Annotated in this window: 12 protein-coding genes; 4 read left to right on the top strand and 8 right to left on the bottom strand. The window is 59.2% G+C overall.

All coding sequences use genetic code 11. The features are described 5' to 3' along the window. Window positions 1-89 precede the first annotated feature (89 nt). The gene (locus tag QRN46_RS00690) at window positions 90-5,144 is read left to right on the top strand and encodes an NEL-type E3 ubiquitin ligase domain-containing protein (RefSeq protein ID WP_285354169.1); all 5,055 of its coding nucleotides are present in this window, start codon (window positions 90-92) and stop codon (window positions 5,142-5,144) included. A 52-nt stretch (window positions 5,145-5,196) separates the two neighbouring features. Here the strand turns inward: QRN46_RS00690 and QRN46_RS00685 are convergent, their stop codons facing one another. From QRN46_RS00685 to QRN46_RS00660, 6 genes are all read right to left on the bottom strand, one after another. Next, window positions 5,197-6,459 (bottom strand): hypothetical protein, encoded by a 1,263-nt coding sequence (locus QRN46_RS00685; protein ID WP_011335778.1) that lies wholly within the window; start codon window positions 6,457-6,459, stop codon window positions 5,197-5,199. A gap of 52 nt (window positions 6,460-6,511) precedes the next feature. Then, entirely contained in the window at window positions 6,512-7,015 is a 504-nt protein-coding gene (locus QRN46_RS00680) for a CS1 type fimbrial major subunit (protein ID WP_011335779.1), read from the bottom strand. A 59-nt stretch (window positions 7,016-7,074) separates the two neighbouring features. Next, entirely contained in the window at window positions 7,075-7,815 is a 741-nt protein-coding gene (locus QRN46_RS00675; RefSeq protein WP_201816410.1) for a molecular chaperone, read from the bottom strand. 33 nt (window positions 7,816-7,848) lie between these two features. Next, window positions 7,849-9,072, bottom strand: a complete 1,224-nt coding sequence (locus QRN46_RS00670; protein WP_011335781.1) for a hypothetical protein — start codon at window positions 9,070-9,072, stop codon at window positions 7,849-7,851. A gap of 3 nt (window positions 9,073-9,075) precedes the next feature. Next, window positions 9,076-11,598, bottom strand: coding sequence for a CS1-pili formation C-terminal domain-containing protein (locus tag QRN46_RS00665; protein ID WP_041475422.1), 2,523 nt, complete (start codon window positions 11,596-11,598; stop codon window positions 9,076-9,078). Window positions 11,599-11,681: 83 nt separating this feature from the next. Beyond that, window positions 11,682-12,176 carry a CS1 type fimbrial major subunit gene (locus QRN46_RS00660; protein WP_011335783.1) on the bottom strand — a complete coding sequence of 165 codons (495 nt, stop codon included), beginning with the start codon at window positions 12,174-12,176 and terminating at the stop codon, window positions 11,682-11,684. A gap of 503 nt (window positions 12,177-12,679) precedes the next feature. On the opposite strand from QRN46_RS00660, the gene QRN46_RS00655 reads away from it, so the two are divergent. Then, window positions 12,680-13,255 carry a PadR family transcriptional regulator gene (locus QRN46_RS00655; RefSeq protein WP_011335784.1) on the top strand — a complete coding sequence of 192 codons (576 nt, stop codon included), beginning with the start codon at window positions 12,680-12,682 and terminating at the stop codon, window positions 13,253-13,255. Continuing rightward, window positions 13,252-14,037, top strand: a complete 786-nt coding sequence (locus tag QRN46_RS00650; protein ID WP_011335785.1) for a siderophore-interacting protein — start codon at window positions 13,252-13,254, stop codon at window positions 14,035-14,037. Before QRN46_RS00655 ends, QRN46_RS00650 begins: the two co-directional genes overlap by 4 nt. A gap of 18 nt (window positions 14,038-14,055) precedes the next feature. Here the strand turns inward: QRN46_RS00650 and QRN46_RS00645 are convergent, their stop codons facing one another. Continuing rightward, the gene (locus QRN46_RS00645) at window positions 14,056-14,694 is read right to left on the bottom strand and encodes a Pr6Pr family membrane protein (protein WP_011335786.1); all 639 of its coding nucleotides are present in this window, start codon (window positions 14,692-14,694) and stop codon (window positions 14,056-14,058) included. A 1-nt stretch (window position 14,695) separates the two neighbouring features. Then, on the bottom strand, window positions 14,696-14,926 hold the full coding sequence (locus tag QRN46_RS00640) for a VF530 family protein (RefSeq protein ID WP_007956650.1): 231 nt from the start codon (window positions 14,924-14,926) through the stop codon (window positions 14,696-14,698). A 300-nt stretch (window positions 14,927-15,226) separates the two neighbouring features. On the opposite strand from QRN46_RS00640, the gene QRN46_RS00635 reads away from it, so the two are divergent. After that, window positions 15,227-16,588, top strand: coding sequence for a carbohydrate porin (locus tag QRN46_RS00635; RefSeq protein ID WP_201816411.1), 1,362 nt, complete (start codon window positions 15,227-15,229; stop codon window positions 16,586-16,588). Window positions 16,589-16,704 lie beyond the last annotated feature (116 nt).

Here is a 16,704-nt window from a genome sequence, read left to right as displayed (position 1 = left end):
CCCGACACGGAGACAACAGGCATTTAAACTAATTAATCGAGACATTGAACGTTAGGCTGAGAATTCATTACTTGTTCAAGGCCTGCACAATGACAGCAACATCCACATATAAAGGGCAACATTACGATTTAATTAAATCGCGCATCGATCCGGTATTCCGCGATATGCAGTTGCACCGTGCCCGAACGCTGAGAAAGACATCGTTCAACCGTGAGCCCTGGATGATGACGGCGCCGGCAACCGAGCTGGAACGCCTGTCAGCCGACAACCGTCGCGCCTGGGGTGCGCAGAACCGCATTGATCGACTGCTCGGGCGCCTGCAGGACGTTTATGCATTTGCCGAGCCTTTGCTGAAGAAGAAGTTGCTCGAACAGTTCAATATCGAAGTCGATGTGAGAAATACATACGTCAGACTCTACGCGGCGGCGACAACCCCCTGGTACGTGATTGATATCACGGAAGCGTCACGGGCCCGCACCGTTTCAATGCTCGATGCCGCACTGCACAACTTCGCGCACGGTGAAACCTATCAACACTACTCAACATTCATTATCAAAACCGATGCGGCCCGCGACTTGTTCGACGTCTCGCCGATTGGCAAAACAATCAGCATCAGCCAGTTTCAGACGCTGTGCCGGGAACTGGACATCGGGGCCCAGTACAGGGCACATCTCGAAACATTCCTGCTGAACAAGGAGCCAGTCGCCGAGACCTATCTGCGCACACGGGTCGAGCAAAGTCAGCAAGCTGCGCTGAAGGCTGCCGCCCGCATGGCGCAGATCAAAAAGGACATTGGCCCCGATGCCTACGTATTGATTCGCGAGCTGTTGCTGGGCCGGCAGAATCTGGTACTGGACGGTCAGGCCATGTGCGTCTGCGATCTGGGCCTGATGGACCTGACCTTGACGGGGATCTTGATCATTCGCCCCGACCCGGCACAGGCACAACACTCTCGGAAAATGATTGCCTACGTGCCGCACGACCCCGACCACCCGCTCAAGGAATATGCCTCCACACTGGCGTTCATGGACGAGCTGACACGCCAGTTACGGGCAAACAGAACGCTGCCGTCTTCCGGTATCAGCTATCGCCAGTTTTTCAGCCAGTTTGTTGATCAGGAACAGCGCGGGCACTTTTTCGCCGGGCTCGAGCAGCGCCTGACGTATGTCAAGTGGTACGCCAGGGAACCGGGGGATCCGCGACCGTCCTGGCGGGAAACTCCGGTCGAGAAACCTCAGCTGCAATTCAGCGCACCGCCGATCACAGCCCCCCTGTGGAAGTATCTGTACCAGCAACGACTCAATAAAATTCTCAACGACGCGCGCGGTCTCGCAGTATCGACCGCCGATGCCGACAGCCAGGCGCGCTGGGCCTGGTGGGAGAACTTCAAGAAGATCGCCTCGGACATCTTCAATGCCGCGCTACTGGTGATGACGCCCTTTGTTCCGGGACTGGGCGAACTGATGATGGCCTATACCGCTTATCAGATAGTCAACGACGCCGTCGAGAGCGTGGTGGACATGATCCAGGGGCATTGGGTCGAGGCGGCAGAATATGTGGTGGGAGTCCTGACCGATGTCCTGCAACTGGAAATCTTTGCCGCCGGTTCCGAAACCGGTCACGCATTGGGGCTCAAACCGTCACTCTTGGTCGAGGGGATGAAACCGGTACAGTCGTTCGACGGCAAAACCCGTCTCTGGCACCCGGACCTCAGACCTTACGAACAACCGCAGCTGGCGCCACCGAAGACATCACGCCCCGATGCACTGGGGCTGCACAGGCATGCCGGCAAGATTGTTTTGCCACTCGAGGGCAAGCACTACGAAGTGCAGCGCGACCCGCGCAGCGGACTTCATCGGATTCGCCACCCGACACGCCCAAACGCCTATTCGCCCGAGCTGCGCCATAACGGTCAGGGAGCCTGGGTCCATGAGGGCGAAAAACCGCAAGACTGGCACGGGCCCAGGCTCATGCAACGCCTTGGTCATAGCGTCGATGGCTATACCACCGCCGAACAGGATCACCTGCGCAATATCAGCGGGACGCCGGAAGCTTCGCTGCGCCGCATGCACGTCGAAAATGCCGCTCCCCCGCCCCTGTTGACCGACACGCTCACACGCTTCAACACCTGGAATGAGGCCAAAAACGTGGGTCGGCTGATCCGCTCGGGGCAGCCGCTGGACCCGGCCTCGTACTGGTTTGAACGAATGGTGCCGGACATGCCCGGCTGGCCGGCCGACAAAGCCCTGAAGGTTTATGAAAATGCCGATCTGAGCGGTAGTTATCGACAGTACGGCAACCGGCAAGCCACGGACCGGCAGACGCTCGGCATCAGCCTGGCCGACATGATGGCCGGCAAGCTCCCGGAGCGGCTCGTGAATTTTCTGGACGATGCCGATATGAAGACCTTGCTCGGCAACCAGTATCCGAAAAACCAGCGGGCACAGGTCTTGCGCAACCAACTGGCGGATATCGTGGAAACCCGCACGCCGGACATCTTCCAGTACCAGTACCGACTCAAGGATCACAACAGCGATGCCCGGGTTCAACTGCTGCAGCAGCAGTATCCGCAACTGCCTTCCAGGGTCGCTGAAACCCTGCTGACAAGAGCGACTCCCGATGAACAGCAGGTCATGCTCGAGGAGCGACGCATCCCGCTGCGCCTTAAGGACCAGGCCCGGGAAAGCGCTTTTGAGATCAGCGCTGCGCGCGCGGCTGAAGGCTTGCATGAGCCGGCACTGAGCGGGGTCGACACCGAACGCCTGACCCTCAATGCCCTGAAGTTTCATACCGACACGTTTGCCGATTTACGCATGGATGTGCGCGAAGGCACTTACGACGGTCCGCTACGCTGCAGCGCAGGCAGTACAGAGGCCACGACCCGACGTGTGTTGATCAGGGACGAACATGGCCAATATGAAGTGCGCGACGGCACGAACAATAAACTGCACGAGGCCGGCGACTTGTATGAGGCCATCCTGCTGGCGCTGCCTGCTGACAAGCGCGCGGCCCTGGGCTATCGCACCGGGCAGGGAGAAATGTTCAGGCAATGGGTGATGGCCAAAACCCAGGCGCCCGCCGAGCGCAGGACATTACTCGCCCGGCCCCCGATCCGCCCGGTCGTACCACTGGAAACCGAGTTGCTGCTGCGCGGAGGGGGACTGTCCAGAGATGCCCGGACCGTGGAAGAAAAAGTCAGGAACCTCTATCCGCATTTCAACGAAAACGAAGTAGCGGCTTTCAGCCGATCGCTGCATGCCAATGGCGATCCTCATGCGCATATCGATCGGCTTGAACGCGAGCTCAAGACGTTGAAGCAGGAACTCGAACAGTGGCGACAACGCTACCTTAGCAATTGGGATCCCGATGCCGCCGATACCAACCTGCCTCAAGGCTACTGGGACTATCATCGCAAGGGCGGACGCTTCATCGCCGACCGGCTGCTGGAGTGTTTCGAAAGAAAGTCCGAAGTGTTCGGCGAGCGCTCCACGAGCCTGGAGAGCGGCTATGCGCTGGATCTGTCCAAGGAGTTTCTCGCCCATGATCTTGAACGTTGGTGGCGGGAGATGCCGAGCGAGCTCAAGCCCTGGCTCGAACAGGTCACGACCCTGAACCTGGATGGCTCACGGTTCTCCCCGGCACCGAACGGTCTGCTCAAGGACTTTCATCATCTGCGTCAGTTCAGCGCCAGAGGCTGTGGATTGCCCGCACTCCCTGAAAGCGTCGGCAAGATGCGGCTGCTCGAGACACTGCGCCTGAACGACAATCAGATCCGGTTGACGCCTCCCGCCCTCGAGCAACTGCGTAATCTGACACGCCTTGAAACCCTCAGGCTGGATGACAACCCTCTGGGCACGCCGCCGAATATCGAGCGGATGCCCAGACTCAAGGTGTTGAGCCTGGTGAACGCCCATATCGACGCCTGGCCCGAGGGTTTGTTTGCGAAGGCCCGGCCTCGAGGCTTCTTTCTGGACCTGCGGATGAACACGATCAGGGATGTCCCCCAGGTACCTCTGGGCTCCAATGAAGCGCAGCTGATTGCACGTTCCCGACTTCACGGGGACCGGTTGTCGTCGTCCGCGCGCGCCACATTCGAGGCGTACAGAACGTCGGTGGGCAGGGCCCCTCACGACACCTATTCCACTGTCGCCGATGACCTGCTCGAACGGTGGCCCGTCTCTGTCGACACGTCCTTTATGGAAGAAACGGCGGGCGTGGGTGCCTACCGGGCGGAAGCCTGGCATGCGGTGGCCAGCGAACCCGGTTCCGACGGATTTTTCAGGGTTCTGCAAGACCTGACCCGTTCCGCCGATTACGAGCAGGGGGGAGAGGCGCAGGACCAGTTGACCGACCGTGTATGGCGAATGATAGGTGCCATGGACATCGATACGCCGCTGCGCGAAGACCTGTTCCTCATGTCGACCGATCCTGAAGGCTGCGAGGATGCCGGCGCCCAACTGTTCAACAACATGGGCGTCAAGGTACTTGCCTCCGAGGCCCGCTCGTTTTCCACCCACCGCGCGGAACTGGAAAGCAAGCTGGTAACGCTGGCCAAGGGCTCGGCGCGCCTTGGACAAGTCGGCGAGATCGCCCGGGCAGACATCCGGGCGCGCGAGGGCAACCCCGATGAGGTCGAGGTGCATCTGGCCTATGAAACCGGTCTGGCCAAACGCCTGGAACTGCCCTGGCAGTCCGAAGCCATGAAGTTTCGCCCGGTCGCCGGGGTCGATGACGCGACCATCGACCGTGCGTACGACACAGTGATCGAGCGCGAGACAGGCGACGGTCTGGTCAACCAGATGATCGAGCAGCCGTTCTGGGAAGCGTACTTGCGTGAGACCTGGCCTGGAGAATACGAAAGCAATAAACGTGTTCACCTGGAAAAATTCGATCTGCTGGAGGATCTGCGCTCGGCCCAGGAGGACTGGGTTCGTTCGGCACACCTGCCGCCGGAGCAACGTTATTTGCGCAGGCATGCCCTCAGTGAGCTTGCCCGCAAACTGTCCGTACCCGAGGAGGAAGTCTTCACACCAGAACCGATGAGCGACCAGACCTACGAACGCTTGCTGCGAGACATCGGCTATCAGGAGAAGGAACTGAGCAGAAGGCTGACCCGCGAAGCCATGAGCCGGGCGAGGATCTGACCCTCGCCACGCCCTGAAGGCAGCTGCCTTCAGGGCGTGGCACAGGCGCGACCTAGACCTCCGAATCCCAGATCACGGTGATGTTACCGGCATACCGTCTGGCCTTGCCGGGTTGCAACATCTGCTCCACGTAGAACGCCGGTATTTCAAAGTGCAAGGTGCCCGCCGCCCGCTCCAGAACGCGCTTGGGTTGAAAGATCGTCCCCTGCGAATCGTCCGTCAGAGGCCTTTGTCTGACCGGTTGACCGGCCATGTCGGTGATGCCGTGAGGCAGGCTCACGCTGAGGTAGACCTGCGGGAACGTCGAGCCGGTTTCGGTATCACGCAGGGCACAGGCACCGATACCGCCATACTCGCACTGGAAGAACATCTTGAATTTCGAAGAGGCGGAAATGTTGAAGGTCTGATCCCGGAACAGTCGTGCAGGCCGGCGTCCTTCCTGAAGCCAGGCCTGCCAGCCGCCCTGCGGCACCAGTTCGATCCTGTTGCCACCCGGCGGCAGGGCGACCTTGAGTACATGCTGGACATCCAGTACGAAGCGAAAGGTAAGGCTCGAATTGTCCGGCAGCATGTTGTCGCCCATGTCAAAGTCGCCGCCAGGCGCGATGGAGTAACTCAGTTCCCCCGTGTACAGCCCCGCCGACATGACCAAGGGATCGGGGGTGCGCAGTTCGTAACCCAGATCCAGGTAGTCGTAGGTCATCCACGGAATGGAGTAGGCTGCTGCCTTGCTGCACGCCGAATCGCTCGGGGTCCGCCAGAAAAACGTATAACTGTCAGGCCCGTAGGTGGCCATCGCGCCATGCTGACAGGAGCCGGGCGCACCTCCCCATGAGCCACCGACCCACAATCGATTGTGTCCCTCCAGATCGTTCGAGGCACCCGTCAGATCGGTCACGGTGTCGCTCAGGACATATTGCGATCCAAGGGCTCCGATCCGGATTTCCACGGGATGCGACTCCCCCGTCACCACATTCGAGACGTTCAGACTTCGCCACTGCGCTGGCGCCTTGAGCGTCGCCCCGGCCCGTTCGGGCGCTCCGGGTTCGATGGCGTGGATTGCGGAAAAACGCAGTGGCAACCGTAGACCGGACAGGTTGTAGGCCTTGCAATCATTGACGTACGTGGCGCAATAACCACTCTGCGGGGTCTGGTTGATGAATTGATTGTTTTGCGGATTGGCGGGATCGGGAATGAAACTGGCGCGAATCTCTTGAGTGACCGCCAGCGCCGAGGACGAAAACACTCCTGCGAGCACGTGAACAAAAAACCATCCTTTACCGAACGTCCTGACTGTTCCAAAGCTGAAATCCATTGACCCTTCCTTGCACTGAAAGCCGTGGTGAATGCTTGAGGTTGTCCTTCAATTACCCCGCCGGAGCTGCCGCGCTGAACATGATGTTGACGGTGCCGTAGTAATCACCCGGTTTGTAGCCTCCGGCCTGCTCCCTGGGCTCGATCTCCAGGGGCACCCGCACGCCGAGCTTTGCCTCTTCGGCCGACACCACTTGTTGGGGGAACGGATTGTTGGTGAGTTCCTTGCCGTTGAATGTCACCCGCAAATTGATGTTTTCCCGAGAATCGCGGCCATTGGTCAGATAGGGAAAACTCTCCAGGCGTGCTTCTATGGCACTGCTGTCATGTTTCACATCAAAGTTGCGACGCAGCGTTCCCAGCTTCGAAGTGTGCACATTCCAGTGCAGGCGCTGTTCACGATGTATCCAGTCCGGCTCGCTGGGGATGACATAGAAGTTCAAGGTGGGGATATCCACCGAAACGAAGAATTCGATTTCCTCGCGTGCGGCGAATGCCCAGGTGCCCGTCAACGCCAACCCGCTGGCTGAGGTCAGAGCGATCCATTGTCTGATCATTTTTCCGATACCCGTTACTTGCATGAATGAAGAGCAATTGCCTGTGCCTTCGGGCGCTGTCAGCCGGTGACACGCAGGTTTTTCTTCGCCTCACCTTCGACCAGGATGAAACGGTACTCACGTCCCGGCTTCTTTTCGAATTCGAATGATTTGCCGGCCATGACATGGTGCTTGGTGGTTGGCTCGCAGTCGGTCTCATCGGTTTTCGAGCAACTCTTGAACTCATCGATCACCACCACCGTATTGCCGTTGTTACGCACCTTGTAAGCACCGGCACTGTCTTCGATCACGCTGTCGAAACGCGTATTGGCCGGACGCACGAAGAAAATGGTGCCGAAGCCGGCCATGACGTTCACGCCCGCCGTCAGCGTCTTTTTGTAGTCCTCGCGCTCTTCCTGAGAGACCGCGAATTCGTCTTCCTTTTCCGGCACCACCGGCACGAACCGCACCCGGAAATAACGCTCCTTGTCCCGCTCGCCCATAAACAGTAACCGGGTGCCCTGCATGCCCTGGGCCGGAATGATCAAGCGGGCCGGGCTGGCCATCAGACCGTCCCGCGCACTGGCATCGGCCTGGACTTTCACGGGCACTTCGGAGGATGTGCCATCGGCGTTGTAAATGATTTCCAGCACATTGATCTTGACGAATGCCGTGCTGTCACCGCTGTTGTAGACACGTTTCAGATACGTGCTTTTATCACCGGCCAGATAGTCGTAGACGACGCCGATATTGATGTTCGGACCGGCGTAAGCACTTTGAAAAAGCAAACCTGCCACCAGCAGAGCAACGAGTTGTTTCATCAGCAGAACCTCGATTTGAGTACAGTGACTCGATCAGATTTCCGAATCCCAAATCACCACGACCGTACTGGAATACCTGTTTCCACGATCAGCCTTGAGTATTCGTTCGGTGTTGGCCTTGTCGATTTCGAAATGCAGGGTTCCGGGCTTGCGATCGACATAGATTCCCGGTTGAAAAAAGATGGCCCTCGACTCCTGCGGGAACAGTTCCTGTCGCTTGACTGGCCGTCCACTGGTGTCGGTCAAACCGTTGGGCAGGGTCACACTGACGATGATCGGTGTGCCGTAGTTGGTCCCCTCATTCCATAATCCACAGGCCGTTACCGTTCCGGAGCCGCACTCCAGGTACATCTTGAATCTGGAGCTGGCCGAGATGTGGAAGGTCTGGTCACTGAACAGGCGTTCCGGGGCCCGCCCTGAATTCAACCAGCGCTGCCACCCGCCCTCGGGCTGCAAGGTAATCCGGTTGCCACCCGGTGGCAGATCCACCTTCAGTGTGTGCTGTACGTCCAGCACGAAATCCAGCGTGAGGTTGCCGTCATCCGCCCCCATGAACGGCCCCATCGTGAAATCGGCGCTGCCTCGACCGACGCTGTAGGTCAACGATCCGGTGTACAACCCGGACGACATGCTCAAGGGATCAGGCGTGCGCAACTCATAGGCGATATCGAGGTAGTCGAAGGACATGTGCCCCACGTCGAACGCCGCCGTCTTGATGCAGGTTCCCGGCTGCGGCGTTTTCCAGAAAAACTGGTAAGTGGTCGGGCTGTAATAGCCAACGCCGCTGTACTCGCATGGCGGCGGTGCGTATACCCAGGAATTGCCGGTCCACAACTTTCGATGCCCCTCAAGCACATCGGTCTGTCCCGTCAGTTCGGTGACCGGTTTACTCAGTTGAAACTTCGACCCGATACCGCTGATACGGACTTCAACGATGCTTGTTTGCTGAGTTTCATGATTGATCACGTTCAACTGTCGCCATTCGGACGGCACTTTTACCCACACGCCGTTACCCGAAAACATGGGCGTGAAGGTGCTGAAGCGAATCGGCACCTGAATACTGAACATGTTGTTGTCCGCGCATTGGGCCGGATGACTGGCGCAATAACCACTGTTCGGCGTCTTGTTGATGAACACGTTTTTATTGGGTTGCGACGGATCGGGCTGGAACAGCGCCCGGATCTCCTGGTTCGCTGCCTGCGCCCCTGACATGCCCAGCACTGTCAGCAAACCCAGCCAACACGCTGTTTTCTTCATCGCTCAGCCCGCCTTCTGTTCGGTGAATGTGGCATCGGCCAGGGTGTCGGGGCTGCAACGCAGGTCACCAATCATCAGCACGTTGTTCTCCACTCGCCCCTGTTGCGGATCGAGGCGGAACTGGCACAGCAACTGGTCCGCGTAGCGAACCTCCAGCGTCGGAGAACCCTCGTTCATTTCCATGGAGAAGAACCCGTCCACTTCGCTCACCCCGCGGCTGGCGTGATTGATGACGTGGTGCCCCTTGAGCGGTCGCCCCTGGGGGTCGAGCAGACGGCCGAGCACGGTCAGGGTTTTCATCACTTTCACCTTGCGATACTCCACGCCGCCCTTGTTCAAGTGATAACGGGCGCGCGGCGGTTCGATGGACGCTGCCGGCACGTCGTTGCCTTCGAAGTCGAAGCTGACCGAGCTGTTCTTGTAGGCCGTAAGGGGAATGAAGTTGCGTCCCGGCCGCAGGGATGCGCTGCCACCACTCAAGTCGTCGGCGCGCAAAGCGATGCCGTCGATATCGGACTCGACATCCACGATCATTCCCGCTCCGCGCCCCTGGTGCTGGCTGGTCATCACGATCTGCTGCCTACCGATGGCCACAGTGCTGTCGAGGTTCAGGCCACCGGTGTAATTGCCGTTATAGGACGAGCGCTGGACGAAACCATCGCCGTTGACCGTGTCGGTGCTGAAATAAGCCTGACCGTTCAAGCCGATTCCGTAGGTGTCGGTGATCATGGTCGCCGCCACGCTTTGCAGCACGTGATCCTCAAGGGTTTTGCGGTAACCCAGCGAAGCGTTGTTGTCCCGGCTGCCGTCCCGTGCGGTGCGCGTGCCGATGCTGCCGGAAATCTGCTGCCCCGGTCCGCCGAGCGCCACGTTCAGGCTCAGATCAATACCCCGGTTGCGCGCATCGCCACTGCTGTAACTGCCCGGCCGGTCGAACACCGACAGCCGCCAGTTCGAATCACTGCCAAACACCGTCGTGCGCTGGGTCCAGCCCAGGTCGACGCCAATGCCTTCGACGTTACCTTCACTGTGGGCAACCCGGGCATTTAGCGAACTGTTGCGGCTGACGCGATGGTTCAGGGCCAGAGAGGAATTGCTGGTCTGCCCGGTGAACACGTTGCGCTGACGGATGCGCGTGCCGTCCGGCAGCGTGTCGTAAATATTGGTGGTGTCCAGCCAGCTGCGGTTGTGACTGATCACCAGACTGCCGGCGCCATAGTTGTAGAGGCCCTGCAGATCGATGCCGGTGCCATGGTCTTCGGTCTGGTAGAAGTTGGCGTACAGACTGGTGCTGTTGGCCAGGGTCCAGTCGATGGAGGTGCCGTATTGCAGCTTTTCCCGAACCTGACGCGCCGACAGCCCGAGGACGACCCGCGGGTGCAGCAAATAGTTGAGCGAAGCCCCTGCGGTGGCGTCGCCACTGGCCTGCTTGTCCCAGTTGCTGAGCAGTTTGGTTTCCTGACCGGCAAACAGGTTGTAGCGCCAGCGCTCGTCGGGGTTACGCCAGTTGCTCGGCTTGTAGACCAGCTCCTGGGTGCTCGATGTCGTCTGACCGTCCTCGATCAGGCGCACTTCCACTTCATAAATCCCGCCGGGCAAGGGCCGGGTATCGAGGGTCTGCAAACCGGCGGGCACCGACTGGGTGTTGATGAGCAGACCGTCGCGGTAGATTTCCACCGAGGCCTGACGGTTGGCGGTGACATAGATCGGGTAGACGCTCGGGTTTTGCAGGTCGATCGCCAGGCTGTCGGAACTGCCGTACATCAAGCCCACGGTGGTATCGGGGCTGGTGCCGAATGAGCGCAGCTGACGGGTCAAGCCTTCCGACGTGGGGGTGAAATAGCCCAGTCGCAGAAAACTGCCTTGCAGCTCGCGCTGGGTATGCAGCTCGTAGACGGCGTGATAGAGCTTGTCGTCCGGACCACCGAGACGGGCCAGCTGCATGTTGAACGTCTGGCTCCAGTTGCCCAGGCTGCCGTTGGCCTCCAGGCCGAAACGCCCACCCAGATCCTGCTCCTGGCCGCCGTTGAGGTTGAGCTGGTTACGCACGATCAGACCGGTGCTGCCATTTTCCGGCTGGTCGTAGAAACGCTTGGCTTCGACGTCGCGTTCGGCATTCTCGGTCAGGATGGAGACGAGGGAGTTTTCCAGGTTGTAATGCACCGCCAGCATTTGCTCGGGGCATTGACCGGCGCATGATCCCAGCGCCACGCCGGGCTTGAGATAGCTCGCCCACTTTTCCCGTTCGACAGCGCCGAAACGGTTCTCGCTGGTGTCGGTGAATTCGAGCAGGGTGAGGCGGTCATCACGAGACAGCACAATCATCGCTTCGCCCAACGGCTGATGGTCGAGTTCGACCCGAACAGCCAGAGGGACATCAAAAAAGTGCTCCTCGAAGTCTTTCGGCAAGCCTTTGGCTTGCGCGAGCAAACTACGCGGCGTCGTACCGGCAGGTTCGGAAGCCACTACTGCGCCAGCACACAACAACAGCGCAAGCGCAGCCGCGACGGGGGTCATCGGGAACATGAACACGGACTCTGATTGCGAACGGAAAAAAGTCCGGCTGACAGACATTCGCGTCAGCCAGCCGGCTTTTGTTACTTCACGGGTTAGAGCGCGGCGCCGACGGGAGGAACAGCGTCGAACATCATGGTGACTGCGCCGGTGTAATCGCCCGGGGTGAAGTTGGTGCCGGCGGCGGTGATGCGCAGCGGTGCACGGTAGTTCACATCGGACTCGGCCTCGCCAACAACCATTTGCGGGGTCTGGGTCAGAACCTTGTTATTGAACTCGACTTTGAGATCAATGATGCTTGAGCCGCCGACCAGTTTCGGCACGCCTTCCAGATAGCCATGAACCGAACCGTTGGTGTTGCGCACATCGAAGAAACCTTCCACGGGTTTCATGGTTCCGGTAATCGGGCTGAAGCTCATGTCCTGATCCTTGTTGACCAGGTCAGCATCCGTTGGCACCACATAGAAACCATTGGTTGGCACATGCGCCACCAGGCTGATGGAGTGACGTGCTTCACCGGCGGCGAAGACCACGGAAGAGCTCAGAGCCAGAACAGCCAGTGGGGCAGCGAAAGCGATTTTCTTGAACATCGGTCAGTACCTGTCTTCTTTTAAAGGATCGAAGCGTTGAACTTTCAAGTCATTCAAGCCGACAAGGGCCGTATTGACCTGAAGTTTCAACGCCGGGGCATGATCGACTGTTCACTCTGGAATGTAAGCAGGCAACTTCCCACAAGCTTGTAGTTAAACCAGCTTATGACCAGAAAGAAAAAACGCGATATTTTCAATATTCAAAACAATAGCTGTAAGTTTAAGACTACATACAGTTAAAGATAAAAAACCATACAGCACTTTCAACTAATCAACGCGGGATAATTGCACTTTCCAGAGCATCTTCTCAACCACCTGTAGAGTTTAAACTTTAACTTTTTGGTCATTGATACAGATATTTCGTGGTGTTTCCGAATTACGAAAATGCGTCTCCAGATCTGCTTACCGTTGGTCAGGGCGGACGCGCGCTCAGTAAAAAACCGCTTGCTCACTGCAAAAGATATATCTTACGTTGTATCTAAATACGACGAGAGAAGACTGAAATGAGAGACCATCATTCCCCCCACCGCGACCACGGCGACAGCCGTGACGGCTTCGAAAAACGCCACGGTCGCGAGCGCGGCGGTCGCGGCCCGCGGGTATTCGCCCCGGGCGATCTGAAATTGCTGTTGCTGGCGCTGATCGCCGAACAGCCGTGCCACGGCTATGACCTGATTCGCCAGATCGAAACCATGTTCGACGGCGCCTACAGCCCCAGCCCCGGCGTGATCTACCCGACCCTGACATTTCTCGAAGAAAGCGAAATGATCACCGGCGATGCCGAAGGCGGCAAAAAGCGCTACGCGGTAACCGATGCCGGCCGCCAATCCCTCAGCGAACAAGCAGTAGCACTGGACGGCGTGCGCATGCGCATCGACGTCAGCAAGCGCTCGTTGCGCGGCCACGACCGGCCGCCGGAAATCCATGAGGCGGTGCACAACCTGCGCCACGCCTTGCAAATGCACCACGGGCGCTGGAGCCCGGAAGAAATCCTGCGGGTGCGCGACCTGCTCAACGACACCGCCAAAGCCATCGTCGACGGCCCCGCCGTTCAATCTGCCCCGGAGAAAGCCGAATGACTGAAGTACAGACCCAAGGCATCCATCGTGTGATGCACGAAATCAAACGTCGTCGCCTGGAAGTGTTGCGAGTGGTCGATCTGACCCCGCGCATGCGCCGCATCACTCTTGGCGGTCCGGAACTGGCCGGGTTCATCAGCCTCGGTACCGACGATCACGTCAAACTGCTGTTCCCGCAGAACGCCGAACAGGCCGCCGCGCTGGAAACTTTGGTGCTGGGTGCCGGCAAGAGCGATGTGCCGATGCCGGAGATGCGCGACTACACCCCGCGCCGTTACGACCTCGACAAGCTTGAGCTGGACATCGACTTCGTCCTGCACGGCGACGGCCCTGCCTCGACCTGGGCTGAACAGGCCAGACCGGGACAGTTCCTGCACATCGGCGGCCCGCGCGGTTCGATGATCGTGCCGGACATCTTCGACAGCTACCTGCTGATCGGCGACGAAACCGCCCTGCCCGCCATCGCCCGCCGCCTCGAAGGCCTGGCGGCCAATCGCAAGGCGCTGGTGGTGATCGAAGTGGAAAACGGCAAGGAGCAGCAAACGCTGGAAAGCGCGGCACAGGTCAATGTGATCTGGGTACTGCGCGAGGGCGGCAAGGACAACCTGCTGGCGACCGTCAAACAATTGCAGGTGCCCAAGGGCAATCTGTATGCGTGGGTGGCGACGGAAACGAAAGTCTCGCGGCAGATCCGCCGGGTGCTGCTCGATGAACACGGACTCGACGAGAAGTTCGTCAAAGCGGTCGGTTACTGGCGCGCCGAGGGCTCCGAAGAGGAGTGAATACGCGCGGCGGCGCTGCTAAAGGCGCCGACCCTGCCAGCGATCAATCCCGATCACCAGCAACGCCATCAGCACAAACCCCAGCAGAATGCCCCCGGCATTGATGAACACCTGTGGATAACCCAGCAGTGCCACGTCAATGAACGGATACGCGTAAGCCCCCAGCAAATGCCCGCGCAGCAATGCATAGGCGAAGTACACCAGCGGATAGATCAGCCACAGCGGCAGGTGCTTCAGACGCAAGCTGCCCTTGGGCACACACAACCACCAATAAGCCAGAAACAGCAGCGGCATCACATCGTGGAGCAATTCGTCCGCGATAAACTGCCAGCCCTGCGGATGCCACAGATGCCGCAGCAGAATGCTGTAGGCCAGGCCAACCACCGCAATGCTGACGGCAATTCCACTGCTGACCCAAGGTTGCAGAAACCAGCGCCGCGCGGTGGATTCACGATCGGTCACCGCGCAGGTCAGCACCACCGCCACCAGGGTGTTGGTGAGCACGGTGAAATAGCTGAAGAAACTCACCAGCCCGCCGAGCAGGCTGGCGCCGACACTCAGGCGTGCGAAGAAAATCAGGTACAGCTGAATTCCCAGCCCGGCCCAGCCCAGCACCGCAACCGAAGTGATCAGGCGTCGCCGCAAGACGGCGTTCATCTCAGAGCGGACGCTTGGTGCGCATCAGTTTCACGTACAGCCGCTCGACTTTCTCCCGCGCCCAAGGCGTCTTGCGCAGAAAGGTCAGGCTCGACTTGATGGTCGGATCGCTCTTGAAGCAACGGATGTCGATGCGCTCGGCCAGGCCCGACCATTCGTAGTGGGTCACCAGCGCATTGAGGATCTGTTCGAGGGTCACGCCGTGCAGCGGATCGGGGTTGTGGTCGTTCATGCCGGGCCTTTGGGCGAAGTAAAAATGCAGAAGCCGCGCACCTTAGCCGAGGGCATGGGCGGGTGGAAGGCCTTGGGTTAAATGTAGGCCAACCGGAGAAGATCGCAGCCTGCGCTAACACCTGCAATGCGCTGTATTGCCGCACTGTTACCGAATCCGAAAGGGTTCATGTCAGCAAAAGCCCTTTGTGTTTTTGTAACAGGACATTATCCTGCCGCCCTTCTGCTGAACCGCTTCACTGCCTGCGTCAAATCGTAGCGGCCAGTTTATCCCCCAAAAAGATCAAGAAAGACCTATTCAATGCCCGATTTTCCGTTCTCCCGAGACAGCGCTATCTCAACCCTGCGCCTGATCGGCGGCTGCACCGCCCTTGGCCTCGCCACCTGCACCCAGGCCGCTCCGGCCTTCGACAGTGAATCACCGTGGATGCTCGGTGACTGGAACGGCACCCGTAACGAACTCGCGGCAAAAGGCATCGACTTCAAGCTCGACTACACCGGCGAAATGGGCAGCAACCTGCACGGCGGCTACGACCACGACCGCACCGCGCGCTACAGCGACCAATGGGGCCTCGGCACTCATCTGGACCTGCAAAAACTGCTCGGCTGGAACGACGCTGAATTCCAGCTGACCGTAACCAAGCGCAGCGGCAACAACATCAGCAACGACCGCATCAACGACCCGCGCGTCGGGGGCTTCACCTCGGCCCAGGAAGTCTGGGGCCGTGGCCAGACCACCCGCCTGACACAAATGTGGTACCAGCAGAAATTCTTCGACCAGAAGCTCGACATCAAGGTCGGCCGTTTCGGCGAAGGCGAAGACTTCAATAGCTTCCCGTGCGACTTCCAGAACCTGGCGTTCTGCGGCTCGCAGGTCGGCAACTGGGTCGGTGGCATCTGGTACAACTGGCCGGTCAGCCAATGGGCACTGCGCGTCAAATATCACCTGACGCCAGAGCTGTACGCGCAGGTCGGCGCCTACGAGCAAAACCCGTCGAACCTCGATCGCGGTAACGGCTTCAAGCTCAGCGGCAGCGGCACCCAGGGCGCGATCCTGCCGATCGAACTGGTGTGGAAGCCCAAGCTCAACGGCCTGCCGGGCGAATACCGCGCCGGTTACTACTACAGCAACGCCAAGGCCACCGATGCCTATAAAGACAGCAACGGCCAGCCGGCGGCCCTGAGCGGCGAAGCCTATCGCAGCGCTTCGAGCAAACACGGTGTGTGGCTCGGTGTGCAGCAGCAGATCACCAGCGTCGCCAGCGACAATTCCCGTGGCCTGAGCGTGTTCGCCAACGGCACGATGCACGACAAGAAGACCAACGCCATCGACAACTACGTCCAGGCCGGCGTGGTCTACAAAGGCCTGTTCGACGCCCGCGCCAGGGACGACATCGGTTTCGCTCTGGCTCGCGTTCACGTCAACCCGGCGTACCGCAAGAACGCCGAAGCGACCAACCAGGCCCGCGCCGTCTACGACTACGACGATCCGTCGTTCCTGCCACCGCAGGACACCGAATACAGCGCCGAACTCTACTACGGCGTGCACGTCACGAACTGGCTGACCGTGCGCCCGAACCTGCAATACATCCGCCATCCGGGCGGTGTGGACAAGGTCGACGACGCGCTGATTGGCGGGATCAAAATCCAGTCGTCGTTCTGACCCAGCGCACGCGGCTCAGCCCTGCGAAAGAAATTCGATAGCAAGACAAGTTTTTATCTGAACCCTGCCCGCGCCAAATCGTCATCTAAAGTGACTACAGCGCGGGACTACTTGAA

The sequence above is a fragment of the Pseudomonas sp. lyk4-R2A-10 genome (assembly GCF_030209075.1).
In the GTDB taxonomy this organism is placed as follows: Bacteria; Pseudomonadota; Gammaproteobacteria; order Pseudomonadales; family Pseudomonadaceae; genus Aquipseudomonas; species Aquipseudomonas glycinae.
The sequence above is the reverse complement of the archived record's forward strand: the minus strand, read 5'-3'. Positions and strand labels throughout refer to the sequence as shown.